Below are 24134 nucleotides of genomic sequence, written 5' to 3'. Positions count from 1 at the left end.
TGGCTAAACGAGTCGGGCGTCCGCACTTCGCCGAATCCGACTCGGGTGACCTGCTGCAAGCATATCCGGGTGATACCGAGGTGAATCCATGTGCGTGCCGGGTCCCTGCGGCTCTAATCTCGGCATAGGACAATCGTCCGCCATGGTCGCTCCGCCAGGATCTTCTTGACACTGACTATGTGATGTTTGCCACGCGGGCGGCCTCGGGTGTTGCGTCCTCCCCCTCGGGCGCAACACCCGCTTCTCCGCTATGGAATCTGGTGGCGCTCGCTCGGATGCTCCGAGGCCTCTGGTGACCTCTCGCATCAGCGGTTATCGAAAAAAGATAAGCCGACTCGCAATCGACCCGGGGCGATACCGAGGTGAAATCGGGTGCACGACCTATTGCCGTCCTTTACTCTCGCGCCAGAACCATGTCCCGAGCAAGCGCACCGCAGACCTTTCGTAGCGTTGAGCGAGGGATCCGCTCAATCATGAAAGGGCACCCGTGGAATTCGGAATCGTCAAGGAGATCGATCCCGATCGATTGGTCGAGCATGGCATCCGTGCCGTAGGCGATAGCTGGGCGCCACGAGTACTTCGGTGGACGGCCGGCGGCGTCACTTTGCTCGAAATGCACAGCTCTTCGACAGAACTTGCGATCGATAACGTGACGGCGTACGCAGGGCACGCCGTCTTTGCGTTCATCGAGGCTGACTCTCTGTCGTTGCGACGCCTCGACGGATCGTGGTGGCAGGGCCGGGGTGACCTGATGATCAGTGTGTTCGGTTCGTCTCTCGGATTGCGCGTCCAGGGCGCCTGGCGAGCGATCGTCACGCTCATTCCTCGCGCCATGATGACAACGTTCGTGTCGACCCTTTCGGTCGACACGCAGGTCTTCTCCGATCGGCGATTGCTCGACCGTGCCATGCAGAACTTCGTGGAGGGGCTGCTAAAAGTCGCCCACGAACAGGCTACGGCGATCGAACGATATGCCGTCGAGCGGTTGATTGTGGAGATGGGGGAGGCGATCCTTCTTGATCGCTGGGGTGCGATGTCGGGACCGCGCTCGCCGCGAGCCGCGCTGCGTGATCAGGCGATCGCAGTGATCGCGCAACAGTGCGCCGACCCGAACCTCACCCCGACGCGGGTTGCCCGCGAGGTGCATTCGTCGTTGCGCAAGTTGCAGATCGTGTTCGCCGAGTTCGGAAACAGCGTCGCGGGTGAAATTCGGCGTCAGCGCACTTGTATCGCCCGGTCGTTGCTGACCGACAGTAGATACGACGTGCTGAGCATCGAACAGATCGCCGAGCAGGCAGGCTTCCGGACGACGATGAGCCTGCGCCGCAACCTTGAGCAGGCGTACAAAATGACGCCCCGCGCTCTTCGAACCGGACGCTCGATAGAACTCGGCCCGCCGGGCTAGCAGCGCGGCCGGGGGAACCGAGTCTATGAGGACCTGAACTGGGCGGCGGCGCCGTTCATGAAGAAGTCCTCGGGCCTGTGGCTCACCCGGTCAAGTTTCGGCGGAGGGTGATCGCGCCCGCGCGGTCGAAGGAGAAGCCGAGCCCAAGAGCGCCGAAGGGTTCATAAAGGGTCAACGATACATCTGTCACCACTAGCCCATGATTTCGAACCGCTGCCAGTGCCTCTCGCACGCGCGGCGGTGATGTTGCTCCTAGAGAGGATCGATCCGCAGGTCCGCCCAGGCTCATTTGTCGCGCCCGTGGTCAAGTGCGGGCCCCGATGAAATGGCGACCGACTCGACGGCAACTAGGACGATGCCTGGCCCACTATCAGGCGACAAACACGACCATCCGTTTGCGGCCACAAGTGTCCCCCAAGTGTCCCCGGATGCCGCGAGGATGGCGCCTCAGGAGGCTCCATGCGTGACTGACGTGTTACACGTGCATCCAGAGAATCCCCGGTCGTGGCGGAGAATTGCCACTTCCATGGAGTGATCAGGTCCAAAGCCGTGGAATCGCAACGTGGCCGTATTCACCCTGCTAAGGTGGAGTCCCCTCACGGGGACCAGGGGTTCAAATCCCCTCGTCTCCGCAGTAGATTTCCTGATCAGATACTGATTTTCGCGCGCGCTCGCCGTGGTCCTTCCGGCCTGCTCCCGGACGTCCGCCGAGGACCCGGTAGCTCAGCCCGCCGACCTCGCGCTCACGTCGCCCCTGGCGTCGCGCTCACCGGTCCCCATCCCGCATGGCCTCCTCACACCGCCTGCAGGTTCGCCCCCTCGATCGACTCGTCGAGATTCCGTCCCCCGCGGAAGCGCGCCGCCGGATGCGTCTCTGCCACGCGGGGCCCGACACCGTGCACGCGCTCGCGCAGGGTCTCGCCCGGCACGTAGCCGTCGCGGAGCCGGCCGCGTCGACGCAGCTCCGGCACGGCGAATTCGATGAAGTCGCGTGCGGTGCCGGGGGAGTGGTACTGCACCAGGTTGATGCCGTCGATGTCGTGTTCGTCCAGCCAGCTCTCGATCTGGTCGGCCACGTCGGTGGGCGAGCCGACCGCCATGAACGGCTGACGGTGGAACCCGCTCATCGAGGCGAGGAACTCGGCGATCGTCTTCTCCTGCGGCAGGAAGGCCGAGGCGAGATCATCGCCGCGCCCTTCACGGCGCAGCGCCTCGCCGAGCGTGACATCGCCCGGATGTGCCGTCGGATCGAAGGGCAGGCCGGCGTGCGCGAGCACCCCGTCGATGCTCGCGTAGCGGTCGTACTCGGCGAGTTTGGCCTCGGCCTCCTCCCTGGTGGCCGCGACGATCACCGTCGCGCCGACGACGAACTTGACGTCGTCCCGAGCGCGCCCCTGTCGCTCCAGCTCGTCGCGGATCTTCCGCACCGTGCCGCTCACCTGCTCGAAGGAGCGGCCACCGGTGAAGATCAGTTCGGCGTGGCGGCCGGCGAACTCGATCCCGCGCGTCGACTGCGTCGCCTGGATCAGGAACGGCGTGCGCTGCCGAGACGGCGAGGAGAGGTGGGGCCCTGCCACCGCGTAGCGCGGTCCGCGATGGTTGATGTAGCGGATCTTCTCCGGATCGGCGTAGACGCCGTGCTCCCGGTCCTCGAGGATCGCATCCTCGTCCCACGATCCCTCCCACAGCTTGTAGAGCACGTCGAGGTACTCGTCGGCGATCTCGTAGCGGGTGTCGTGGTCGATCTCGCCCTCCAGGCCGAAGTTGCGCGCGGCGTTCGGCAGATACGACGTCACGATGTTCCAGCCCACCCGCCCCTTCGTGAGGTGGTCGAGCGTCGACATCCGGCGCGCGAACGAGAACGGCGGCTCGTAGGTCGTGGAGAACGTGATGCCGAACCCGAGGTGCTTGGTGACGGCGGCCATCGCTGGCACCACCAGCATCGGATCGTTGCTGGGGATCTGCAGCCCCTCGCGGATCGCGGTCTCCGGACCTCCCCGGAACACGTCGTACGCGCCGACGACGTCGGCGAGGAAGACCGCGTCGAACCCGCCGGCCTCGAGCTGCTGCGCCAGATCGGTCCAGTACTCGATGTCGTTGAACTCGGTGCGCCGGTTGCCGGGGAGCCGCCACAGACCGTGAGTGATGTGGCTCACGCAGTTCATCTCGAACAGGTTGAGGATGAGTCTCTTGGGATCCGACACGAGGCGGCGCTCCTTTCGTCGGCGCACGCGCGCCGCCAGCGATCCTGGCGCGGACACCGGGGCGCCCCGGCATCCGATGTCGCTGCGTGAGCCCGGATGACGCGATGTGACGTCTGACGGCCGCGCGTGACGGATGAGGTGTGCGCCGGCATCCGGATCGGGAGGATCGCTGCAGCACGGCTTCCGGATGCCGTCGCAAGAAGTCACCCGACGAAAGGCACCCGAGCCCCATGAACGCCCCCAGGATCCGCCGCTCGTTGGCGGCGACCGCCGCCGCGGCCGTCTTCGCCGTGGCACTGACCGCCTGCAACGCCGGCGCGGTCGCCGCACCCTCGGCCGACGCCGAGCGCGTCGACGGCGGCACGATCGTCTACGCGCACCAGCAGGAGCCGCAGTGCCTCTTCGGCGGGTGGATCGAGCAGGCGTACATCTCGTACCAGTTCCTCGACAGCCTGTTCTCGCTGACCGAAGAGGGCGAAGCCGTGCCGTGGCTTGCGGAGGACTGGGCGGTGAGCGACGACGGCCTGACGTACACGCTCACGCTCAAGGACGGTGTCGAGTTCACCGACGGTACGCCTGTCGACGCCGAGGCGGTCGCGTACAACTTCGACTACTGGGTCGACGGCGGCAACAGCACGGCGGCCGTCTGGCTCGGCGGCTATTACGAGTCCGCGGAGGCCGTCGACGATCTCACGGTCGCCATCCACCTCTCCCGTCCGTACACGCGCTTCATCGAGAATCTGGCGCAGGGCTACTTCGGCATCCAGTCGCAGAAGGCGCTCGAGACCCGCACCGATGAGGAGAACTGCGAGCAGCCGATCGGCTCGGGAGCGTTCATCGTCCAGGAGTGGAACCGCGGGGAGAACGTCGTGCTCGTCCGCAACGACGACTACACGTCGTGGCCCCAGAACGCCCAGCACACCGGACCCGCCTATGTGGAGAAGATCGACTGGAAGTTCGTCGCCGACGGCGTCACCCGTGTGTCGGCGCTTCGCTCGGGTGAGGCCGACGCGATCTACGACATCCCCGCGATCGAGTGGGACGGACTCGACGGCGAGCAGTACGAGCTGCACAAGTACGTGACGCCCGGGCGCCCCCAGCAGATCTCGTTCAACACGACTCGCGCCCCGTTCACGGACGAGAACCTGCGCAAGGCGTTCATCTACAGCCTCGACCGGGAGAGCATCGTCGAGACGATCGGTCACGGCGTGATCCCCTTCGAGGGCAACGGCGGGGTCAGCCAGGCGACTCCCGGGTACAGCCAGAAGGCAGCCGACTGGTACGCCTTCGACGCCGACGAGGCGAACCGCCTGCTCGACGAGTCCGGATGGACCGATCGCGACGACGACGGCTACCGGGTGAAGGACGGGAAGACCCTCGAGGTCGTGTTCCCCTACAACGCCGGCACCATCATCAACGCCGACGGCGCCTCGATCTTCCAGGCCGTGCAGGAGCAGGCGAAGGCCACCGGCTTCAAGGTCGACCTCATCCCGGTGCCGCCGTCCGAGACCTGGGCGGGCACGTACAGCGGCCCCGACGCCTACGACATCTCCGCCGGGTACTGGACCTCCGTGAACGCGGGGATCCTCTACATCAACTGGCGTCCGAGCACCGAGGACAACCCGAACTACTCGAACAACGCGTTCTACGACAGCCCCGAGCTCGAGGCGCTGATCCTCCAGGCGAACTCCGAGCCGGACATCGACACGCAGAACGAGCTCTACGGGCAGGCGCAGGAGTTCATCGCCGAGCACGCCCTCTCGTTCGGCCTCTACGACCGGCTGAGCACGCTCGGCGTCAACCCTCACCTGCGCGGTGTCTGGCAGGAGAACGCACAGGGAGGACCGACCTTCTATGACGCTTACTTCGTCGAGTGAGGCCCTCCCGGCCGACCGGATCGCCTCCGGTCGGCCGGGAGCGCCCCGACGCTCGCTCCGGCCACTCCGGCGCGCGGCATCGAACATCGCGGGCGCGGTCGTCGTGCTGTGGGGTGCGGCCACCGCCGCCTTCCTCGCGCAGGTGGCGCTGCCCGGGGACCGTGCCACCGCGATCCTGAACATCCGCACCGGGCAGGCGCAGGAGCGCACGCCCGACGAGCTCGCCCCGATCATCGACGCCTACGGGCTCGACAACCCCGTGCTCGTCCAGTACCTGAACTACATCGGCGGTCTTCTCCGCGGCGATCTCGGCACCTCGTACCAGCAGTTCCGTCCGGTGTGGGATCTGATCGGCGAACAGCTCGGCTCGACGCTCGTGCTCACCGTCACCGGCATCCTGCTCGCGTGGGTGCTGATGGTCATCTGGGTCACCCTCACCGCCGGACGCGGTCCGCGCGTGCGGGCGCTCGGGTCCACCGTCGACACCGTCACTGCCGCGCTGCCGCCCTATTGGCTCGGCATCCTGCTCCTGCTGTTCTTCGCTCTGACCCTCCGCTGGTTCCCGGTCATGGGCGGCAGCGGGGTGAACGGCATCGTGCTTCCCGCGCTCACCCTCGCGATCCCGCTGGCCGGCTTCATGGGGCAGTCGGTGCGAGCGGAATACGAGCGCGCCCTGGACCAGCCGTTCGTCCTCAGCGCCCGGATGCGGGGCATGGGCGACCTGGGCATCCGGCTCCGCCACGTGCTGCGGCACGGAGCGATCCCCGCCGTCACCCTGACCGGATGGGCCCTCGGCGCGACCGTGTCGGGCGCCGTGATCGTCGAGCAGATCTACTCGCGCCCCGGCATCGGGAAGACGCTGGTCGCCGCGGTCGGAGCGCAGGATCTTCCCGTCGTGACCGGCATCGTGGTGCTCGTCGCCGTCCTCTACGTCGTCGCCAACCTCCTGGTCGACATCGTGTACACGCTCATCGACCCGAGGCTGAAGACGTCATGACCACCGCCCCTCCCGCGAAGATCGCCCGCCCCGCCGCGAAGGCGGTGCAACGCCGACGCCGTCCGGTGAGCTGGTCGCTGATCACCGCGATCGTCCTCGCCGTCCTGTTCGTGATCGCCGCTGTCGCGCCGAACGTGCTCGCCACGCAGGACCCCACCGCGCAGGGATTCGCCGACGCGCTGCAGCCGCCGTCGTTCGCGCACTGGTTCGGCACCGACGAGGCCGGCCGCGATCTCTACAGCCGCGTCATCCACGGCACGCGCGAGTCGCTGCTGATCGGGATCGGAGCCGCGGGGATCGCCCTGATCGCCGCCCTCGTCCTCGGGTCGATCGCGGCGCTCGGCGATCGCGTCACGGCGGCGATCGTCAACCGCCTCATCGAGGTGGTGTTCGCCTTCCCGAACCTGCTGCTCGCGCTGCTGCTCGTGTCGATCCTCGGCCCGTCGCCCTGGACGCAGGTAGTGGCCGTCGGCGTCAGCACCGCGCCGGGCTACGCCCGCATGGTGCGGGGCCAGATCCTGTCTGCGAAGAACGCCGGCTATGTCGAGGCCGCGCGCGCGCTCGGCCACGGCTGGTGGAGGATCCTCGGGCGGCATGTTCTGCCGAACGCGATCCGGCCGCTCGTGGCGGTGTTCACGATGGCGATCGGGCAGTCGATCGTGTGGGCGTCCGGGCTGTCGTTCCTCGGTCTCGGCGTCGCGCCACCCTCGTCGGAGTGGGGAGCGCTGCTGGATGCCGGGCGTGCCAGCATCCTGCAGGCGCCCTGGCTGACGTTCATCCCCGGTCTGGTCATCCTCGTGCTCGCGCTGACGGCGACGACGATCGGCAAGCACATCCAGAACAGTCTCGAGAAGGGCAGATGACATGAGCGTCGCCGAACTCATCACCTCGCAGCCTTCCGCGCCCGCGGTGGCGAAGGAGCGTCTCACGGTGCGGAACCTGAACGTCGGGTTCGCCCGCGACGGCGAGACCGTGAGCGTCGTTCGCGACGTCTCGTTCACGCTCTCCGCCGGCCGATGCGTCGCGATCGTCGGCGAATCCGGTTCGGGCAAGAGCGTCACCGCGCGCACTCTGGCCGGGCTCACCGGCGCGGGCGCCGTGGTCGATGCGGAGCAGATCTCGCTCGGCGACATCGACCTCACCGCACAGACGGACCGGTCATGGCGCGGCATCCGCGGGAAGCGCATCGGCTTCATCCAGCAGGACGCACTCGTCTCGCTCGACCCTCTCCGCCCCGTGGGGCGTGAGATCGAGGAGGCGCTGCGCCTGCATGGGTGGCGCGACCGCGCCGCGCGTCGCCGCAAGGCGATCGAGCTGCTCGCGAGCGTCGACGTTCCACAACCCGAGGTGCGCGCCAGACAGCGACCGGGCGAGCTGTCCGGAGGGCTTCGGCAGCGCGCCTTGATCGCCTCGGCCATCGCGCTCGACCCGGAGGTGATCATCGCCGACGAGCCCACGACGGCCCTCGACGTCACCGTGCAGGCTCAGGTGCTGTCGCTGCTGGAGGACGCGAAGGTGCAGGGCGCGTCGATCATCCTCATCAGCCACGACCTCTCCGTCGTCGCGCAGCTCGCCGACGACATCCTCGTGATGCGCGGGGGCGAGGTGGTCGAGCAGGGTCCGGCGGCGCAGCTGCTGGGAGCGCCGCGTCACGCCTACACGCAGAGCCTGGTCGACGCCGTTCCGAGCGGTCACACCCGCGGTGAGCGTCTCGCACCGCAGGAGCGTACCGTTCCGAACCTGCATCTCGCTCGCCCTTCGTCGGGGGAGAAGGGGGAGCCGGTGCTGGAGGCCCGCGACCTGGTCAAGCGCTTCGTCTCGCCCGACGGCACACATCAGACGGCGGTGGATCACGTCTCGTTCACGCTGCACCGCGGCGAGACCCTCGGGATCGTCGGAGAGTCCGGATCGGGCAAGAGCACGACGGCGCGCATCGCGCTGGCGCTCGAGCACGCCGACGAAGGGGAGGTGCGACTGCTCGGGGAGGCGTGGTCCGCCGTCCCGGAGCGCCGTCGTCGTCCCCTGCGCCCCCGCATCGGCGTCGTGTACCAGGACCCGCTGAGCTCGTTCGATCCCCGCTGGAACACCGAGCGCATCCTGCTCGACGCCATCCCCGCGGATGCCGGTCTGACGCGGCGTCAGCGCGAGCAGCGCGTCGTCGATCTGCTCGCCCAGGTCGCGCTGCCGGCATCCGTGCGTGAGCGGTTCCCCCTGCGCCTGTCCGGCGGTCAGCGCCAGCGCATCGCGATCGCGCGGGCTCTGGCGACGTCGCCGGAGATCCTCGTGCTCGACGAGGCGGTGTCGGCGCTGGACGTCTCGGTGCAGGCACAGGTGCTCGATCTGCTCGTCGACCTGCAGGACGAGTACGGGCTCAGCTATCTCTTCATCTCCCACGACCTGGGTGTCATCCATCACCTCAGCGACCGCGTGCTCGTCATGAAGGACGGCGTGGTCGTCGAGCACGGAGACGCCGAGCAGATCTTCCGTGCGCCGGCACACCCGTACACGCAGGAGCTGCTGCGGGCGCTCCGGACCATCGAGGTGGGAGACGAGCAGCCTCGCTAGCGCCCCCGCCGCGGGGTCGCGCGCCAGGCGAGGAAGAATCCGACGCCGAGGATCAGGTCGATGATCGCGGCGCCGACGTAGAGAGCATCCGCACGCCCTAGCGCGAAGAGGATCAGCACGGGAACGCCGTAGGCGAGCTTCTCGACGACCCCGACGAGCATCAGGGCACGGTGTCTCCCCGGATCTCCCGCGATCACGAAGAAGACCAGTTGGAAGGCGGCCGCCGTGCCGATGAAGCCGTAGAAGAAGACCTCCGCACCGGCCGGCGGCGGCAGGAAGTACTGCGGGATCAGCACGACGAGCCCGTAGACGGCAGCGCCGCGGAACCACCAGGAGACCCAGCGCGGCGTCGTGGCCGTCGAGTCTTCGTCACGCGTCGTCATCGTCGCTCCTCCTGATCCGCATCGGATTCGTTCCGTGCCGGATCCCCGTCCGCGAAGAGTACTCGCGCGCGCCCGTCCCGCACCAGCCGTCAGCCCGAGAGGGCGTGGAGGAGGGCGCCGGCATCCGTCCCGCTGAACTCCGCCACCCGTCCGTCGACGATGCGGAACATTCCGAACTCGGCCACGTTGACGCGGCGGCGGGTCGCGGCGACTCCTCGGAAGGCGCCGAGGTGCGTACCGCCACCGCGCAGATGCGCGGCGATGCGCTCATCCTCCACGATGAGCTGGATGCGTCGCCACTGCCAGTCGGGGAAGGCCTCGATCAGTTCGGCGACGTCGGCGATCCACGCGTCTGCGCCCCCGGGAAGGTGAGCGCGTCGTACATCCGAGTGGACGAAAGCACGGATGGCGTCGAGGTCATGCCGGTTGCAGGCGTCGAGGTAGTCGCCGAACCACTCCCGCAGCTCCCACGATTCGATCACCTCACCATTGTCTCGCGCGGGTGATCAGGTCGTCGTGTCGGTGATCTTCACGTCGGCGATGAGTCCGTCCCTCAGGGTGAAGATCATCGGCCCGGTGCCGTTGTAGCCGTTCCCGCTGACGGCGAGAGTGACGACGTACGTCTGCGGCTCCTCGCCCTCGACGACGCTGACGACGTCGAAGTGGCTCTGCTTGCCGATGTTGTCGCTGTCGTTCCAGGAGCGGATGCCGTCGTGCCCGTGGAACTTCCGCCCCCAGTCGTCGAGGTTCGCGTCTTCGGTGAAGACGCCGACGAAGCGTTCCGTGTCGCCGGCGTTGGTGGCGTCGACGAACTCCTGGATCGACGTGGGCAGTGCGGGAGTGATGTCCGGGTTGCTCATGCTCCCAGCGTCCTCCGTCTTCCCCTGTGAGAGCAAGGGGGGTCAGGCGAGGTCGGCCGCGCGCATACCGCGCCCGAGGGCGGGCAGCACGCGGGTGAGGAAGCCGTCATGCCGCTCGGCATCCGGATCCGACACCGCGTCGGTCACGACGACGACCGAGAACCCCGCGTCGTAGGCGGCGCGGGCGGACGACTCGATGCCGAACGTCGTGGCCAGCCCGACGAGCACGACGGTGTCCACGTCGACCCCGTGCAGAGCGTCGATGATGCCGGTGCCGGCGAACGCGCTCCATCCGGCGCGGCGCCAGAGAGGCTCGCTCTCGTGGCGCTGCAATCGAGGGTCGAGAACATCGAAGCCCTCCGGCCACATGCGTCCGCCCGAGCCGGCGGCCGTGTCACCGGGCGGCGTGCCCGTCGATACGACGAAGTGGACGGGGCGGCCTGCCGAGCGGAAGGCATCGACGACCTCTCGCACGTGCGCGACGAGCTCATCGGGGGTCACTGCGCGCGCGTTGGGTAGGGTCCCCGCCTGCACATCCACGACGACGAGTCCGCTGCGTTCGAGAGAAGCATCCATCGTCCGAGTATGACGCCCTGGCCGAACTGCCGGCCGTGCCGGTCAGGATCATGGGCTTCTCGTGCGTCACCGGGATGCGGGGTCGGATGCCGTCGGCCGATGCCGAACGCGCGATCGACGCGATCCGCGAGACACTGATCGCGCACACCCGGAAGGACGGGGTCTGGTTCGATTCGCGGGCGTGGATCGTCAGCGCGCGGCGGCCGGAAGCCTGACCGGCCTCACCCGTTCCCGAACGCGGCCAGGAAAGTGTCGACTCCGGTGCGCACCGGCTCGTCGAGCTCGTCATGGCTGAGCACACGCCCGCCGAACCCGCTGCTGGCGAGCGCATCGTCCGAGACCAGGGCGAGGAACTGGCGAGCTGCCCGGGGCGCATCCGTCAGGCGGAGATACCCGGCGGTGGCCAACTGGGCGAGCTTGCCGGCGAGCGCGTCGATGGTGCGTGTGCGGTTGCCTTCGCGGATGCCGTCCATCAGTTCGGGAAAGCGCGCCCGTTCCGAGAACTGCAGCCGCATCAGTGCCGCGCCCTCGGCATGCGAGACGCACCCCACGAGCGCCTGCCCGAGTCGCTCGAGCTCGGACCGCAGATCATCGGGGTGCACGTCGACCGTGGCGATCACGCCGAGGACCCTCTCGTTCGCCCGCGCCGAACCCCGCTCGACCGTCTCGGCGAACAGGGTCTGCTTGTCGCCGAAGCGGTTGTAGACCGTGGGCTTCGCGACACCGGCGACTTTGGCGATCTCCTCGACGTTGCCGTCGGTGAAGCCGTCGCGGCCGAAGACGGCGAGGGCGGCGTCGAGGATCTTCTCGCCTCGGTCGGGGCGGGTGTCGCGCGGAGTGGCCATGCCCTCAGCCTAACCCGGCAGTTGCACATTGTGAACTCCGTCGTATAGTTAACGCGTGAGTTCAAAAATTGATACGAAGAAGTTCGTTCCGGTCGACCGGTCCTCCTTCGGCGCGACGGCCGCCGTGCTCGTCGCGGGCGGAGTGCTCGCGCTCCTGAGCACCACGGTGGTCGGTGTGGCCGTGCCGCAGATGGCCGGCGAGTTCGGTTCCGACGTGGCATCGGCTCAATGGGTGACCACGGCCTACCTCCTGGCTGCAGGGATCTCGATCCCGTTGAGCGGATGGGCGACGCTCCGATTCGGCGTACGCCGCACGTGGCTCATGGCGATCTCGATCTTCGCCGTCGGGTCGCTGCTGGCGGTGTTCGCGGCCGACTTCGGCACGCTGTCGGTCGCTCGCGTCGTGCAGGGTTTCGGCGGTGGGGCCCTGGAACCGGTCATGCTCACCGCCCTCGCTCGACTCGCCGGTCCCGCGCGCATCGGACGCGTGATGGGGTCCACCGCCGCGGTGATGTCGGTGGGCCCTCTGGCGGGCCCGGCGCTCGGCGGCCTCGTGGTCGACACCCTCGGGTGGCGCTGGACCTTCGTCTTCACGGGGATCGCGGCGATCGTGATCCTGATCGGCTCGGTGCTCGTGCTGCGTGCCGGTTCCCTCGAACGCGCCCGACTGGACGTGCGGGGCCTGGTGCTCCTCGCTCTCGCCACCGCATTCGGGCTCTTCGGGCTCTCCCGTGCGGCGACGGCCGACGGCTTCGACGCCGTCACGATCGGTGTGCTCGCCGCCGGAGTCGCCGCGCTCGTCGGGTTCGTGGTGTCTGCTCGCCGCCGCGGCCGCGCGGCAATCGTCGATCTCGGGACCTTCGGCCATCGCGGATTCGGTCCCGCGGTGTGGATCATGGCGTTGATGGGTGCGGGGATCTATCCGCTGTTCTTCGGACTGCCGCTGTACTACGTCGGCGTCGCGGGGCTGGACGCCACGACCGCGGGCCTGCTGATGATCCCGTACGGCGTGGGGACGCTCGTCGCCATGCCGATCGCCGGACGCCTCAGCGACCGCGTCGACGGGCGCGTCCTGGTCTGGACGGGGGTCGCGCTGGGGCTCGCCGGGTTCCTCGGCATCATGACCACAGACGGGTCCAGTTCGATCTGGACGTTCGCGGGTATCGCCCTGCTCATCGGGCTCGGGTTGGGCTCCATCGGCAGCCCGACCGTCTCCACGCTGTACCGGGTGCTGCCCGCGACGATGGTTCCCTCCGGCAGCACCATCCTGTTCATCGGCAATCAGCTCGGCGGGGCGCTCGGGGTCAGCATCCTCGTGATCCTCATCGGTCATTCCGAGTGGGATGCCGGCGTCGGCGCGGCGCCGTTCTGGCTGCCGGTGGCGGTGATGGTCGGCATCGGTGTGCTGGCGACCCGGCTCGCGGGGCGCCCTGCGGTCGACGACCTGACGGCTGCCTGACTGTCGATGACTCGCGTCAGTGCAGGACGTACTGGCACCCGCCCCGCGTCACGCATCCTGCTTCACTGGTCTCACCCCGCTCGACGACCCCTGAGGTGAAGAATGACCATCACTGACACGTCCGCCGCCTCGACGACGGACTCCTCCGTCCCGGTGATCGCGCACTGGATCGACGGCGCGCTGCGCGCCTCGGAGTCGGGTCGCACGGCGCCGGTGTTCAATCCCGCGACCGGTGCGGTGCAGGCGCAGGTGGCGCTCGCCGACCAGGCCGAGATCGATGCGGCCATCGCCTCGGCGGATGCCGGATTCCGCGTCTGGTCCGCCTACTCGATCGCGAAGCGCCAGTCGGTGCTCTTCGCGTTCCGTGAGATCCTGAACGCCCGCAAGCGCGAACTCGCCGAGATCATCACGGCGGAGCACGGCAAGGTCGTCTCCGATGCGATGGGCGAGATCCTCCGCGGCCAGGAGGTCGTGGAGCTCGCGACCGGATTCCCGCACCTGATCAAGGGCGCATTCAGTGAGAACGCCTCCTCGGGCATCGACGTGTACTCCCTCAAGCAGCCCCTCGGAGTGGTGGGAGTGATCTCGCCGTTCAACTTCCCCGTCATGGTGCCGCTGTGGTTCGTGCCCATCGCGATCGCCGCCGGCAACGCCGTGGTGTTGAAGCCCTCCGAGAAGGACCCGTCCGCCGCCCTGTGGCTGGCGCGCGTCTGGCAGGAGGCCGGCCTCCCCGACGGCGTCTTCACGGTGCTGCAGGGCGACAAGCTCGCCGTGGACGGCCTGCTCACCTCTCCCGTCGTGCAGTCGATCAGCTTCGTCGGCTCGACGCCGATCGCGCAGTACATCTACGAGACGGCATCGAAGAACGGCAAGCGGGTGCAGGCCCTCGGCGGGGCGAAGAACCACATGCTGGTGCTGCCGGATGCCGACCTCGACCTCGTCGCCGACAACGCTGTGAACGCGGGATTCGGCGCCGCGGGCGAGCGGTGCATGGCGATCAGCGTGGTGCTGGCCGTCGAGCCCGTCGCCGACGACCTGATCGCGAAGATCACCGACCGCATCGCGGCTCTGAAGATCGGGAACGGCGCCGGCGTCGACGGCGTCGAGCCCGACATGGGCCCGCTGATCACGGACGTGCACCGCGACAAGGTGTCGTCCTACGTCGACATCGCCGAGGCGGACGGCGCGAGGATCGTCGTCGACGGCCGCGGCTTCACGGTCGACGGGCACGAAGACGGCTTCTTCTTCGGGCCGACCCTGATCGACGGCCTCCCCACGACGTCGCGAGCCTATACGGAGGAGATCTTCGGACCGGTGCTCTCCGTCGTGCGCGTCGACTCGTACGACGAGGGCCTCGCGTTGATCAACTCGGGTGAGTTCGGCAACGGTACGGCGATCTTCACGAACGACGGTGGAGCGGCTCGTCGGTTCCAGAGCGAGGTGCAGGTCGGCATGATCGGCATCAACGTGCCGATCCCGGTGCCGGTCGCGTATCACTCGTTCGGCGGCTGGAAGAAGTCGCTGTTCGGCGACGCGAAGGCGTACGGCGTGCACGGCTTCGACTTCTTCACCCGCGAGAAGGCCGTCACGAGCCGCTGGATCGACCCCGCGACCCGCAACGACCCCTCGCACACCGGCATCAACCTCGGCTTCCCGCAGAACAGCTGAGCCCCCGCGTCGCAGGCCCGCGCGTCAGGGCTGCGTGAGCTTCAGCGCGCCCCAGAGCTCTGAACGGGCCCCGAAGGTGTCGAGGTCGAGGTCGAGCAGCACGGCCGCGGCATCGACCCGGGCGCGCAGGGTGTGCCGATGGATGCCGAGGGCCTTGGCCGCGGGATCCCACGCGCCGTTGTGCTCCAGCCACACCTCGAGCGTGCGGCGGAGGTCGGCCGGAGCGTTCGCGTTCTGCAGCGGCAGCAGCATCCGGCGCGCGATGTCGTGCGCCTGCGTGTGCTCGAGGTGCCCGAGGAGTCCCACCCGGGCGATGGCGTCGAAGTCGCTGATCGGCTGAGCGGGGGTCGCGCGCGCCAGCGCCCGCTCGGACTCGGTCATCGCCTCGGTGAACCGGTCCCACGTGGTCGGCGCCGAGAAGCCCGCGACGACGCCGTGGCGATGCAGCAGCGAGACCAGGTCGGCTCTGCCCTCGTCGGAGGTGATCGTCACGATGCGGTCGTCGCGCTCGGCGAAGAACAGGGCGCCCTCGCTCTCGACCGCGAGCAGCTCCAACCCGGAGCGCAGGGTCTGGGCGCCCTCATCCGCTCCGCCGGGAAGCGTGATGCAGCCGACGCGGAGCGCGCCGTCGGGCAGCGGGCCCCAGAGGTGCGACACGGTGCGCTGGGCGACGCCGGTGATCCCCGCGGTCAGCAGCTCCAGCACCCCGGAGCGCAGTCGCCGACGCGCCTCGTCGAGAGTGCGGCTCTGCTCGAGGGCGATGCTGGCGAGCGCGATCACCGCGTCGACCAGGTCGGCGCGTGCGCGATCGAGAGCGCCGGTGCCGGTTCCGACCGCGAGGATGCCGCGAAGGTCTCCCCGCTGCCCGAGGGTCTGCAGCGTCACCTCCCCGGCGCCGGCGATGCTGAGTCGCACGGCCGCGGTCCGGCCGCGTGAGAGAGCGCTCGCCACGGCATCGTCGATCTCAGGCGCGAGCGATGTCGGGATCTCATGTCGAGTCGGCACGGTGACGCGCGAGCCAGCGGCATCGAAGAGAGCCACCCAGCACCCCAGCTCGCGCTCGAGCTCGCGCAGGATCTCGGCGAGTCCGTCGGGGCGCAGGGCCGCGCGGGCCACGGATCGCTGTGCACGCAACGACCGCTCCAGCATCTGCCGATCGTCGTCGGCGACGGCGTCGGACACGAAGCGGATGATGCCCATGAACGGGGTGTCCCGCGGGACCTCGAACAGCGGAAGGCCCTCCGCGGTCGCCGCCTCGACCAGGTCGTCCGGAATGCGGTCGTGCACGATCCCCGTCGAGAACCCCAGGGCGAGCACACCGTGATCGACGAGGCGCCGTACATACGGCCGCATCGGCGTGGGGTCGGGGGCGCCGAACTGCACGCCGTCGGTCAGCAGCAGTCCGCCCGAATCGAGCCACGGCGTCGGGTCGGGAAGATCGGAGTTGTGCGCCCAGAGCACGGCCCGCGTGAGCAGGCCGTCGTCGACGCCGCTGATCGGGCGGAGGTCGAAGCGCGATTCGCTGAGCAGGGCGCGGAGGGTGGCGGGCACCTCCGCATCCTGTCCGATGCCGTTCTGTCCGTCAAGACAGCACTCGATAGACGGATTGGCGATTCGCCGTGTCGGCGGAGACTGAGATGATCAGATGCCGCTCCCGCACGGATCCGAAGGACTCCCATGTCGAACCCCTCGCCCTCTGCCGTCTCGACCTCGACCAACGCCGAAGTGTCGGATGCCGACCGCTCGCGCGTCTTCCACTCGTGGTCGGCGCAGGGCGCGCTCGCGCCGCTGCCGCTCGCCGGCGGCTCGGGCACGACGGTGTGGGATGCCGACGGCAATCGCTACCTCGACTTCTCCAGCCAGCTCGTCAACGTGAACATCGGCCACCAGCATCCGAAGGTCGTCGCGGCGATCCAGGCCCAGGCCGACATCCTCACGACGGTCGCTCCGGCGCACGCCAACGCCGTGCGCGCCGAGGCCGCGCGGCTGATCGTCGACATCGCGCCCGAGGGCTTCGAGAAGGTGTTCTTCACGAACGGCGGCGCCGACGCCAACGAGAACGCGATCCGCATGGCTCGTCTGTTCACCGGCCGCGACAAGGTGCTCTCGGCCTACCGCTCCTACCACGGCAACACCGGGGCCGCGGTCGTCGCGACCGGTGACTGGCGGCGCATCCCGAACGAGTACTCCCGCGGTCACGTGCACTTCTTCGGACCGTACCTGTACCGCTCGGAGTTCTGGGCGACGACGCCCGAAGAGGAGTCCGCCCGCGCGCTGCACCACCTCGAACGCGTCGTGCAGGCCGAGGGCCCCGAGAGCATCGCCGCGATCCTCATCGAGACCGTCCCCGGTACGGCCGGCATCCTCACCCCGCCTCCGGGCTACCTCGAGGGCGTGCGCGCGATCGCCGACCGCTACGGCATCCTGCTGATCCTCGACGAGGTGATGGCGGGCTTCGGCCGCACCGGCGAATGGCTCGCTCTCGACGCCTTCGGCGTGCGTCCCGACCTGATCACCTTCGCGAAGGGCGTCAACTCCGGTTACGTGCCGATCGGCGGCGTCATCATCCCCTCAGAGATCGCCCACCACTTCGACGAGCGGGTCTTCCCCGGCGGGCTCACCTACTCGGGCCATCCCCTGGCCGCGGCGAGTGTCGTCGCGACCATCGAGGCCATGCGCGAGGAGGGCATCGTCGACAACGCGAAGCGCATCGGCGCCGAGGTCATCGGACCGCGCCTGGAGCAGCTCGCCGAACGGCACGACGTCATCGGCGAAGTCCGGGGCAGCGGCGTGTTCTGGGCGGTCGAGCTGGTCGAGGACCGCGAGACGCGTGCGCCGCTGGCTGCCGCATCGATCGGTGCGCTCAAGAGCGACCTGCTCGCCCGCGGACTGCTGCCGTTCTTCGCCGACAACCGCATCCACGTGGTGCCGCCGTGCGTGATCACCGCAGAGGACGCGACCCGAGGGCTCGACATCATCGACGAGGCTCTGGCGGCATTCCGGCGCTGACCGGGCGTCAGACCTTCTCGGTCTGCGTCGAGCGTGCGACCCCCACCGCTTCGCACTCCGTGCTCTCGTCCGCGACGCCGAAACGGATCAGCTCCCGTGGGTCGTTGAGGTAGTCCGGGGGAGCGGAGGGCAGTGCTGCGGCCTCCAGCAGGATGAACTCCGCCGCCGAGCCCACGACGCGCACGGCGCCGGCAGGAAGGCACTGGGCGACGAACTGGAACTCTCCCGCGCGCTGATGGATCCTCGCGCCCGAGATCGACCAGGCGGTGAACTCGTTCGCCATCGCGGTGGCGATCCAGTTCTGCTGCGCCACCCCGGTCACGCGCAGCAGGGCGGTGTTCGCCGGCAGGTGCTCCACCTGCCGCAGCTCGAAGAGGATGCCGACGGTGCCCGTCATCACATCGACGAGGATGCGGGTGACCTGGGCGTGCACGAAGAGCTCGGTGTGCAGGAACGGATTCTCGGCGTCGGGCAGCTCGGGTGCCGTAAAGGGGACGCCGGAGAGAACATCGTTCACTCTCATGTTGCTTCGCCTTCGCCGTTTTCCCCAGGACTATCAACACTAGCTGTACCCCGTTCACATAAGGTCCATCGGGTGTGATGGGCTCCCTGTGAAAGGGGTCGATCGGATCCGGCAAGAATGATCGGGCGGAGGAGTGCGCTCTGCGCACACGATGGTGGGGAAAGGAGGACCTCATGATCGGCACGCTCAACGCCCTGATCGATCTCGTCGACGCGACGGGCGCCGAGGAGATCGACGTCGCCGCGTTCGCGCGCGAGAACGGCACGACCGAGTATCACCTGCGCCGGATGTTCTCGGCGCTGGCGGACATGCCGCTGTCCGAGTACGTGCGGCGCCGGCGGATGACGCGGGCCGCGGCCGAACTGGTCGCGGGTGCCGCGAACATGCTCGACGTGGCCGTGCGCCACGGCTACGGATCGGTCGAGGCGTTCGGTCGGGCGTTCCGCGCGGTGCACGGCATCAGTCCGGTCGACGCGCGTCGAGACGGGGGCCCTCTCCGCACACAACCCACGCTCCGGTTCCGCCTGAGCGTCGAAGGGAGCACTCCGATGGATGTCACCATCACCCCCCTGCCCGAGCTCGTCCTCGCCGGCCATTCGGTCGAGGTTCCGCTCATCCACAAGGGTGTGCATCCGCGCATCCAGGAGCACATCGCCGCCATCCCGATGGCCGAGCATGCGCGCCTCAAGGAGCTCGGGGAAGCCGAGCCCGGAGGCATCCTCGCGGTCACGGCCGACGTCGAGCCCGACGCCCCGGAAGGCACCCTGCTCACCTATCTGCACGGCGTCGCTCTGCAGGCATCGACCCCGGTGCCGGACGACCTCGACGTCATCCGGATCGAGGAAGGATCCTGGGCGGTCTTCGCCGCCCGCGGTCCGTTCCCCGAGACGCTGCAGAACCTGTGGGCGGCGACGGCGACCGAATGGTTCCCGTCGAACCCCTGGCGTCTGCGTCCGGGCCCCTCGATCGTCCGCTACCTCGAGTTCACGGGCGACTTCGCGTCGTGCGAACTCTGGCTGCCGGTCGAACAGGGCTGAGGCGAACGGTCGGGCCGGGGAGCGGCATCCGCCCTCCTCGGCCCGATGTCGGCGGGCGATGGCACACTGAGGGCACGAGACGGAGGCGCGCATGGCGATCGATCCCAAGAAGACGCTCGACGCGTATCAGGCGAAGCGCGGCGAGATCCGGCTGGTCGAGGTGCCGCCCCTGCAGTACCTCATGGTCGACGGCGCCGGCGATCCGAACACCTCGCAGGCCTACCAGGATGCTGTGACCGCGCTGTTCCCTCTCGCCTACACCCTGAAATTCGCGAGCCGGGAAGAGCTCGGCATCGACACGGTCGTCATGCCGCTCGAGGGGCTCTGGCACGCCGCCGACATGGACGCGTTCACGTCGCAGCGCGACAAGTCCGCCTGGCTGTGGACGCTCATGATCATGGTCCCCGATCATGTGACGACCGAGATGTTCGCCGCCGCCGTCGCCGGCGTCGAGGCCAAGGCGGTCAAGAAGAAGCAGGCTCCCTCGCCGGCTCTCTCGGCGGTGCGTCTCGAGACGCTCGACGAGGGACTGAGCGTCCAGACACTGCACGTCGGTGCCTTCGACGACGAGGGGCCGGTGCTCGACGACCTGCACCATCGCTTCATCCCGGAGAACGGCCTGCGGATGAGCGGGCGGCATCACGAGATCTACCTGAGCGACATGCGGCGGGTGGAGCCCGCGAAGCTGCGCACGATCCTGCGGCAGCCGGTGTCGAGAACCACCGCCCCGTCCGCGTAGTCTTCGACGATGAGCACCGCCAAAGACGCCGCGCGCGCCACCAAGGGATCCGACGGATTCCGCCGGGTCGCCCGCGTCGGCTTCATCGTCGTCGGCATCATCCACATCATCATCGGATGCCTCGCCGTCTCGATCGCCCTCGGCGGCGGCGGCGACGCCGATCAGGACGGCGCCATGGAGCAGGTCCGCCAGAGTCCCGTCGGAGGACTGCTGCTCGCCGTGATCGCCGCCGGCCTCGTCGCGCTCGCTGTCTGGCAGATCGCCAGCGCGTTCCTCGCGGCGAATCACGAGGAGACGAAGAAGTGGGGCCGCCGGGTCAAGTTCTTCGGCATCGCGCTCTCATATCTCGTGATCGCCGGGATGGCGACCGTCTTCGCGTTCGGCGGTCAGGCCGATTCCGAGAAGGCGTCGCAGACCCTCAGCGCGGTGCTGCTCGCCGCGCCCGCCGGTGTCGTGCTGCTCGTCATCATCGGTCTCGTGGTGTTCGGCGTCGGCATCGGCTTCGTGGTGAGCGGTTTCACCCGCGGGTTCAAGAAGCTGCTCGATCTGCCGTCCGGTGTCGAGCGCGGAGGCATCGTGACGTTCGGCGTCGTCGGGTACATCGCCAAGGGGATCGCCGTCGCCGTGACGGGTGTGCTGTTCGTCGTCGCGGCCGTCACCAACGACCCCGACAAGTCGTCCGGGCTCGACGGTGCGCTGCACAGCCTCGTGTCGCTCCCGTTCGGACCGGTGATCCTCTGCGCGGTGGGCGCAGGTCTCGCCGTCTACGGTCTCTTCTGCATCGCGCGATCGCGGTACGCGCGGATGTGACCGCGACCCGGTCGCACCTCGGGTCAGGTGGTGGCCGGCTTCTCACTCCAGACCAGCAGGAACGCGCCGAGTCCGATCATGAGGCCACCGCCGGTCGCGCTCATCGCCTCGATCCGGCGCGGTGAGCGACCGAACCAGTCGCGCGCGGCGCTGGCGAGCAGCACCCACACGGCGTCGCACGTGACGCCGATCGTCACGACGATCGCACCGAGCACGAAGAGCTGCACGGGGATCGAGCCCGCATGCAGGTCGACGAACTGCGGCAGGATCGCCAGGAAGAAGGCGATCGACTTGGGATTCGTGACGCCGACGACGAAGCCCTCCAGCAGAAGCCTCGGCCCTGAGCGCTTCGTCTGCACGCCGGTCATCGCGAGCGCGGCATCCTTCCGGTGCCGGATCGCCTGGATGCCGAGGAACACCAGGTAGCCGGCACCGAGGATCTTCACGATCGTGAACAGCACGACGGACTGCGCGACCACTGTTCCGACGCCGAGGGCGACCGCGACGACCAGCACGATCGAGCCGACCGCGGTTCCGACGATGCTGAGGAACCCGCCCAGACGCCCCAGAGCCATCGCCCGTCCGATCGTGAACAGCACGGTGGGACCGGGGATGACGACCATGACGAAGGCGGCGACGATGAAGGTCGCGAGGGTGTCGGCGCGGAACATGGTGTGAGCCTAACTGTCACGGATCGCCGCCGCGTCCGGTCTTAGCCGTCAGATGCGGGCGCATTCGCGCCCCACTGTCACGGAAGGAATCCCATGTCGAAGATCGTCGTCATCGGGGGCACGGGTCTGATCGGATCCAAGGTCGTCCGCCTGCTCACCGAACACGGCCACGAGGCCGTCGCCGCCTCACCGAACACCGGAGTCGACACGCTGACCGGAGCGGGGCTCGCCGCGGCGTTCGCCGGGGCATCGACCGTGCTCGACGTGTCGAACTCGCCGTCGTTCGCCGACGCGGATGTGCTCGCCTTCTTCACCACGGCCACCGGCAACATCTCGCGCGTCGCGGCCGAGGCCGGCGTCGGCCACTACGTCGCCCTGTCGGTCGTGGGAGCTGCGCGCATGACCGACAGCGGCTACATGCGGGCGAAGGTCGAGCAGGAGCGTCTCATCGCCGACTCCGGCATCCCGTACTCGATCGTCCACGCCACGCAGTTCTTCGAATTCGTCGGAGCGATCGCGGGCAGCGCCACGGTGGGGGACGAGGTGCGTCTCTCGTCGGCGCTCATCCAGCCCATGGCCGCGGACGACGTCGCCACAGCCGTCGCCCGGACGACGGCCGGCGCGCCGACCGGGACGATCACCGAGGTCGCCGGGCCCGAGCAGTTCACGCTCGCGGACTTCGTCCGCACCGGTCTGACGTTCCGTGAGGACCCTCGCCCGGTCGTCGTCGACCCGGAAGCCACGTACTTCGGCGAGCGGCTGAGCGACGACATGCTGCTCCCGGGCGAGGGCGCACAGCTCTTCGAGACGCGCTTCGCCGACTGGCTGCCGCTGAACCCTCCGCCGGCGCGCTGAGCCGAGACGCACGAAGGGCCGGGATCCGCAGGGATCCCGGCCCTTCGTCGACATGCGACGTGATGCGGCCCGTGGTCAGCCCCGCCCACTCTGCCAGTCGTGGAAGGTGCGGGTCGCGAGGATCGCGTGCGGCCCCGGCAGCAGTTCGCGCGGCGCGAGGGCGGCGCCGAAATACGTGGCGAGCGGGTCCGCGACGACCTCACGATCGTCGTGACGGAAGCGGAGCGCGCTGGGGGAGATCGGCGATCCGGAACTCCTCCGGACCGGCGAACTCCCGCATCCCGTTGCGAACTGTGACGGCCCCGGCCACGTTCAGGACCGGTCGTCCCAGCCGCGCAGCTTCTCCGGGTTGCGCACCGACCACAGCGTCACGATGCGACCGTGGCGCACGCTCGCGCTGATCGTGGCCACGACGCGGTCGTCGCGCCGCCCCACGATGCCGGGGGCGCCGTTGATGCTGACGACGGCGAGGTCCGAGGGGTACGTGAGCAGCTCCACCGCGGCGGCGTCGTGTCCGCGCAGCTCGCCGCCGAGCTCGAGGGGCCCGCTGTCGATGGTCATGGTCACGTCGGGGTCGAGGAGTCGACGGATCGCTGCGGCATCCCTCTCCGTCATCGCCTCGGCGAGCGCGACCAAGGGTGCGGCGTCGTGCGCGCCCTCACGTCGTCGTCGCCACCACCGAGACGGATGCGCCGTCATCCCCGAACCAGCTCGGCGTGGCCGAGCTTGTCGGGAGCCATCACCCAGAGCACCTGCTCGATGCCGTCGGGTCCTGTCGTGAGGGTGACGAGCGTGCGCACCTCGCCGTCGGCCACGAGCGTCGCCGCGGGCTGTCCGTTGACCTCGACCCAGCCGATGCTCTTCCCCGTCCAGAAGTGGCTCGAGAACGCGGCGATGAAGGCCGCGACGCGCGAGCGACCGAACATCGGGATCCGCGCGGCGAGCTTCACGCCGTTGCCGTCGGTGTAGCTGACGACCTCGGAGGCGAATAGCGACTCGAGCTCGCTGACATCGCCCCTCTGCGCCGCGGAGAGGAACGCCTCGAGCAGGCGGCGCTGGTCGGCTCTGTTCGTCTCGGCCCTGCGCGCCGACGCCAGGTGCCCCCGCGCGCGGCTCACGAGCTGGCGGGCGTTGACGGCCGTCGAGGAGATGACCTCGGCGATGCGGGGGTAGGGGTAGTCGAAGGCCTCGCGCAGCACGTAGGCGGCGCGCTCGGTGGGCGTGAGCTTCTCGAGGAGGAGCAGCACCGCATACTGCAGCGCCTCGCCCTTCTCCGCACCGAGGGCGGGGTCGTCGGCGGTGTTGACGGGCTCCGGCAGCCAGGGGCCGATGTAGGTCTCCCGACGCGAGTGCGCGGACTGCAGGGCGTTGATCGCGAGACGCGTGGTGACGGTCGCGAGGAAGGCGGCGGGCTCACGCACGGAGGTCCGGTCCGTGTTCTGCCAGCGGATCCAGGTCTCCTGCACCATGTCCTCGGCATCCGCGACGGTTCCCAGCATCCGATACGCGATGCCGAACAGCCGTCGCCGGTGGCTGTCGAAGACGGCGATCGCGTCGTCCAGCTCGGTCATCGGCTCTTCCTGCATGGGTGCCCATCCTCGTCCTGGTCAGCGTACGCCCGCGTGCACGGGTCGTCAGCTGAGACCGGACA

The 24134-nt window shown here is 68.8% G+C and carries 24 protein-coding genes and 1 tRNA gene; 14 read left to right on the top strand and 11 right to left on the bottom strand.

Annotated features, from left to right (window positions below; translation table 11 throughout):
- Positions 1-487 precede the first annotated feature (487 nt).
- Positions 488-1405 (top strand): helix-turn-helix domain-containing protein, encoded by a 918-nt coding sequence (locus LC452_RS22120; protein WP_223627208.1) that lies wholly within the window; start codon positions 488-490, stop codon positions 1403-1405.
- Between the two features lie 507 nt (positions 1406-1912).
- A tRNA-OTHER gene (locus LC452_RS16485) sits at positions 1913-2039 on the top strand.
- A 160-nt stretch (positions 2040-2199) separates the two neighbouring features.
- Here LC452_RS16485 and LC452_RS16480 read toward each other — a convergent pair.
- Positions 2200-3609 carry an LLM class flavin-dependent oxidoreductase gene (locus LC452_RS16480; RefSeq protein ID WP_223627206.1) on the bottom strand — a complete coding sequence of 470 codons (1410 nt, stop codon included), beginning with the start codon at positions 3607-3609 and terminating at the stop codon, positions 2200-2202.
- A gap of 230 nt (positions 3610-3839) precedes the next feature.
- Between LC452_RS16480 and LC452_RS16475 the strand changes: the two genes are divergently transcribed.
- The 4 genes from LC452_RS16475 to LC452_RS16460 are packed head-to-tail and all read left to right on the top strand — an operon-like array spanning position 3840 to position 9048.
- Positions 3840-5486, top strand: coding sequence for an ABC transporter substrate-binding protein (locus LC452_RS16475; protein ID WP_223627204.1), 1647 nt, complete (start codon positions 3840-3842; stop codon positions 5484-5486).
- Positions 5464-6483: an ABC transporter permease gene (locus LC452_RS16470; RefSeq protein ID WP_223627202.1), complete on the top strand. Its 1020-nt coding sequence runs from the start codon at positions 5464-5466 to the stop codon at positions 6481-6483. The genes LC452_RS16475 and LC452_RS16470 overlap by 23 nt, the downstream gene beginning before the upstream one ends.
- A complete protein-coding gene (locus tag LC452_RS16465) occupies positions 6480-7346 on the top strand; it encodes an ABC transporter permease (protein ID WP_223627200.1) in 867 nt (288 codons plus the stop codon). Before LC452_RS16470 ends, LC452_RS16465 begins: the two co-directional genes overlap by 4 nt.
- A gap of 1 nt (position 7347) precedes the next feature.
- Complete coding sequence (locus LC452_RS16460) at positions 7348-9048, top strand: ABC transporter ATP-binding protein (RefSeq protein WP_223627199.1); 1701 nt, start codon at positions 7348-7350, stop codon at positions 9046-9048.
- Here LC452_RS16460 and LC452_RS16455 read toward each other — a convergent pair.
- The 4 genes from LC452_RS16455 to LC452_RS16440 form a co-directional block, all read right to left on the bottom strand.
- The gene (locus LC452_RS16455) at positions 9045-9431 is read right to left on the bottom strand and encodes a hypothetical protein (protein ID WP_223627197.1); all 387 of its coding nucleotides are present in this window, start codon (positions 9429-9431) and stop codon (positions 9045-9047) included. The genes LC452_RS16460 and LC452_RS16455 overlap by 4 nt on opposite strands.
- Before the next feature lie 89 nt (positions 9432-9520).
- Entirely contained in the window at positions 9521-9913 is a 393-nt protein-coding gene (locus LC452_RS16450) for an ester cyclase (protein WP_223627195.1), read from the bottom strand.
- A 24-nt stretch (positions 9914-9937) separates the two neighbouring features.
- The gene (locus LC452_RS16445) at positions 9938-10291 is read right to left on the bottom strand and encodes a nuclear transport factor 2 family protein (RefSeq protein ID WP_223627193.1); all 354 of its coding nucleotides are present in this window, start codon (positions 10289-10291) and stop codon (positions 9938-9940) included.
- A gap of 42 nt (positions 10292-10333) precedes the next feature.
- Complete coding sequence (locus LC452_RS16440; RefSeq protein WP_223627191.1) at positions 10334-10867, bottom strand: cysteine hydrolase family protein; 534 nt, start codon at positions 10865-10867, stop codon at positions 10334-10336.
- 35 nt (positions 10868-10902) lie between these two features.
- Between LC452_RS16440 and LC452_RS16435 the strand changes: the two genes are divergently transcribed.
- The gene (locus LC452_RS16435) at positions 10903-11082 is read left to right on the top strand and encodes a hypothetical protein (protein ID WP_223627188.1); all 180 of its coding nucleotides are present in this window, start codon (positions 10903-10905) and stop codon (positions 11080-11082) included.
- A gap of 6 nt (positions 11083-11088) precedes the next feature.
- Here LC452_RS16435 and LC452_RS16430 read toward each other — a convergent pair whose 3' ends face one another.
- Complete coding sequence (locus tag LC452_RS16430; RefSeq protein ID WP_223627186.1) at positions 11089-11712, bottom strand: TetR/AcrR family transcriptional regulator; 624 nt, start codon at positions 11710-11712, stop codon at positions 11089-11091.
- A 55-nt stretch (positions 11713-11767) separates the two neighbouring features.
- Here LC452_RS16430 and LC452_RS16425 point away from each other — a divergent pair, with 55 nt between their 5' ends.
- Both LC452_RS16425 and LC452_RS16420 read left to right on the top strand, forming a co-directional pair.
- Positions 11768-13171, top strand: coding sequence for a DHA2 family efflux MFS transporter permease subunit (locus LC452_RS16425; protein WP_223627184.1), 1404 nt, complete (start codon positions 11768-11770; stop codon positions 13169-13171).
- A gap of 102 nt (positions 13172-13273) precedes the next feature.
- The gene (locus LC452_RS16420) at positions 13274-14839 is read left to right on the top strand and encodes a CoA-acylating methylmalonate-semialdehyde dehydrogenase (protein WP_223627182.1); all 1566 of its coding nucleotides are present in this window, start codon (positions 13274-13276) and stop codon (positions 14837-14839) included.
- A gap of 24 nt (positions 14840-14863) precedes the next feature.
- Here LC452_RS16420 and LC452_RS16415 read toward each other — a convergent pair whose 3' ends face one another.
- On the bottom strand, positions 14864-16390 hold the full coding sequence (locus LC452_RS16415; RefSeq protein WP_223627180.1) for a PucR family transcriptional regulator ligand-binding domain-containing protein: 1527 nt from the start codon (positions 16388-16390) through the stop codon (positions 14864-14866).
- 126 nt (positions 16391-16516) lie between these two features.
- Here LC452_RS16415 and LC452_RS16410 point away from each other — a divergent pair, with 126 nt between their 5' ends.
- Positions 16517-17848 (top strand): aspartate aminotransferase family protein, encoded by a 1332-nt coding sequence (locus LC452_RS16410; protein WP_223627178.1) that lies wholly within the window; start codon positions 16517-16519, stop codon positions 17846-17848.
- Between the two features lie 7 nt (positions 17849-17855).
- Here the strand turns inward: LC452_RS16410 and LC452_RS16405 are convergent, their stop codons facing one another.
- Positions 17856-18371, bottom strand: coding sequence for a hypothetical protein (locus LC452_RS16405; RefSeq protein WP_223627175.1), 516 nt, complete (start codon positions 18369-18371; stop codon positions 17856-17858).
- A gap of 173 nt (positions 18372-18544) precedes the next feature.
- On the opposite strand from LC452_RS16405, the gene LC452_RS16400 reads away from it, so the two are divergent.
- The 3 genes from LC452_RS16400 (at position 18545) to LC452_RS16390 (ending at position 20957) form a co-directional block, all read left to right on the top strand.
- Complete coding sequence (locus LC452_RS16400) at positions 18545-19408, top strand: AraC family transcriptional regulator (RefSeq protein WP_223627173.1); 864 nt, start codon at positions 18545-18547, stop codon at positions 19406-19408.
- A gap of 91 nt (positions 19409-19499) precedes the next feature.
- A complete protein-coding gene (locus LC452_RS16395) occupies positions 19500-20147 on the top strand; it encodes a GyrI-like domain-containing protein (RefSeq protein WP_223627171.1) in 648 nt (215 codons plus the stop codon).
- 9 nt (positions 20148-20156) lie between these two features.
- Positions 20157-20957, top strand: coding sequence for a DUF1206 domain-containing protein (locus tag LC452_RS16390; protein ID WP_223627169.1), 801 nt, complete (start codon positions 20157-20159; stop codon positions 20955-20957).
- Positions 20958-20980: 23 nt separating this feature from the next.
- Here LC452_RS16390 and LC452_RS16385 read toward each other — a convergent pair whose 3' ends face one another.
- On the bottom strand, positions 20981-21628 hold the full coding sequence (locus LC452_RS16385) for a LysE family translocator (protein ID WP_223627167.1): 648 nt from the start codon (positions 21626-21628) through the stop codon (positions 20981-20983).
- A 93-nt stretch (positions 21629-21721) separates the two neighbouring features.
- Here LC452_RS16385 and LC452_RS16380 point away from each other — a divergent pair, with 93 nt between their 5' ends.
- Positions 21722-22483, top strand: a complete 762-nt coding sequence (locus LC452_RS16380) for an SDR family oxidoreductase (RefSeq protein WP_223627165.1) — start codon at positions 21722-21724, stop codon at positions 22481-22483.
- 312 nt (positions 22484-22795) lie between these two features.
- Here the strand turns inward: LC452_RS16380 and LC452_RS16375 are convergent, their stop codons facing one another.
- Positions 22796-23182 (bottom strand): hypothetical protein, encoded by a 387-nt coding sequence (locus tag LC452_RS16375; protein ID WP_223627164.1) that lies wholly within the window; start codon positions 23180-23182, stop codon positions 22796-22798.
- Positions 23179-24054: an RNA polymerase sigma-70 factor gene (locus LC452_RS16370; RefSeq protein WP_223627162.1), complete on the bottom strand. Its 876-nt coding sequence runs from the start codon at positions 24052-24054 to the stop codon at positions 23179-23181. The genes LC452_RS16375 and LC452_RS16370 overlap by 4 nt, the downstream gene beginning before the upstream one ends.
- Positions 24055-24134 lie beyond the last annotated feature (80 nt).

Origin of the sequence: Microbacterium sp. EST19A (assembly GCF_019969685.1) — a bacterium.
Taxonomy (GTDB): Bacteria; Actinomycetota; Actinomycetes; order Actinomycetales; family Microbacteriaceae; genus Microbacterium.
Note: the sequence above shows the minus strand (reverse complement) of the source record. Positions and strands in the feature narration are given on the sequence as shown.

What these genes read in the sequence shown, in the direction of transcription:
- LC452_RS16430 (WP_223627186.1), bottom strand. Translation starts at nt 11,712, where the DNA reads ATGGCCACTCCGCGCGACACCCGCCCCGACCGAGGCGAGAAGATCCTC.
- LC452_RS16420 (WP_223627182.1), top strand. Translation starts at nt 13,274, where the DNA reads ATGACCATCACTGACACGTCCGCCGCCTCGACGACGGACTCCTCCGTC.
- LC452_RS16380 (WP_223627165.1), top strand. Translation starts at nt 21,722, where the DNA reads ATGTCGAAGATCGTCGTCATCGGGGGCACGGGTCTGATCGGATCCAAG.
- LC452_RS16440 (WP_223627191.1), bottom strand. Translation starts at nt 10,867, where the DNA reads ATGGATGCTTCTCTCGAACGCAGCGGACTCGTCGTCGTGGATGTGCAG.
- LC452_RS16400 (WP_223627173.1), top strand. Translation starts at nt 18,545, where the DNA reads ATGATCGGCACGCTCAACGCCCTGATCGATCTCGTCGACGCGACGGGC.
- LC452_RS16405 (WP_223627175.1), bottom strand. Translation starts at nt 18,371, where the DNA reads ATGAGAGTGAACGATGTTCTCTCCGGCGTCCCCTTTACGGCACCCGAG.
- LC452_RS16455 (WP_223627197.1), bottom strand. Translation starts at nt 9,431, where the DNA reads ATGACGACGCGTGACGAAGACTCGACGGCCACGACGCCGCGCTGGGTC.
- LC452_RS16370 (WP_223627162.1), bottom strand. Translation starts at nt 24,054, where the DNA reads ATGACCGAGCTGGACGACGCGATCGCCGTCTTCGACAGCCACCGGCGA.
- LC452_RS16410 (WP_223627178.1), top strand. Translation starts at nt 16,517, where the DNA reads ATGTCGAACCCCTCGCCCTCTGCCGTCTCGACCTCGACCAACGCCGAA.
- LC452_RS16460 (WP_223627199.1), top strand. Translation starts at nt 7,348, where the DNA reads ATGAGCGTCGCCGAACTCATCACCTCGCAGCCTTCCGCGCCCGCGGTG.
- LC452_RS16470 (WP_223627202.1), top strand. Translation starts at nt 5,464, where the DNA reads ATGACGCTTACTTCGTCGAGTGAGGCCCTCCCGGCCGACCGGATCGCC.
- LC452_RS16445 (WP_223627193.1), bottom strand. Translation starts at nt 10,291, where the DNA reads ATGAGCAACCCGGACATCACTCCCGCACTGCCCACGTCGATCCAGGAG.
- LC452_RS16385 (WP_223627167.1), bottom strand. Translation starts at nt 21,628, where the DNA reads ATGTTCCGCGCCGACACCCTCGCGACCTTCATCGTCGCCGCCTTCGTC.
- LC452_RS16375 (WP_223627164.1), bottom strand. Translation starts at nt 23,182, where the DNA reads ATGACGGCGCATCCGTCTCGGTGGTGGCGACGACGACGTGAGGGCGCG.
- LC452_RS16475 (WP_223627204.1), top strand. Translation starts at nt 3,840, where the DNA reads ATGAACGCCCCCAGGATCCGCCGCTCGTTGGCGGCGACCGCCGCCGCG.
- LC452_RS16395 (WP_223627171.1), top strand. Translation starts at nt 19,500, where the DNA reads ATGGCGATCGATCCCAAGAAGACGCTCGACGCGTATCAGGCGAAGCGC.
- LC452_RS16465 (WP_223627200.1), top strand. Translation starts at nt 6,480, where the DNA reads ATGACCACCGCCCCTCCCGCGAAGATCGCCCGCCCCGCCGCGAAGGCG.
- LC452_RS16390 (WP_223627169.1), top strand. Translation starts at nt 20,157, where the DNA reads ATGAGCACCGCCAAAGACGCCGCGCGCGCCACCAAGGGATCCGACGGA.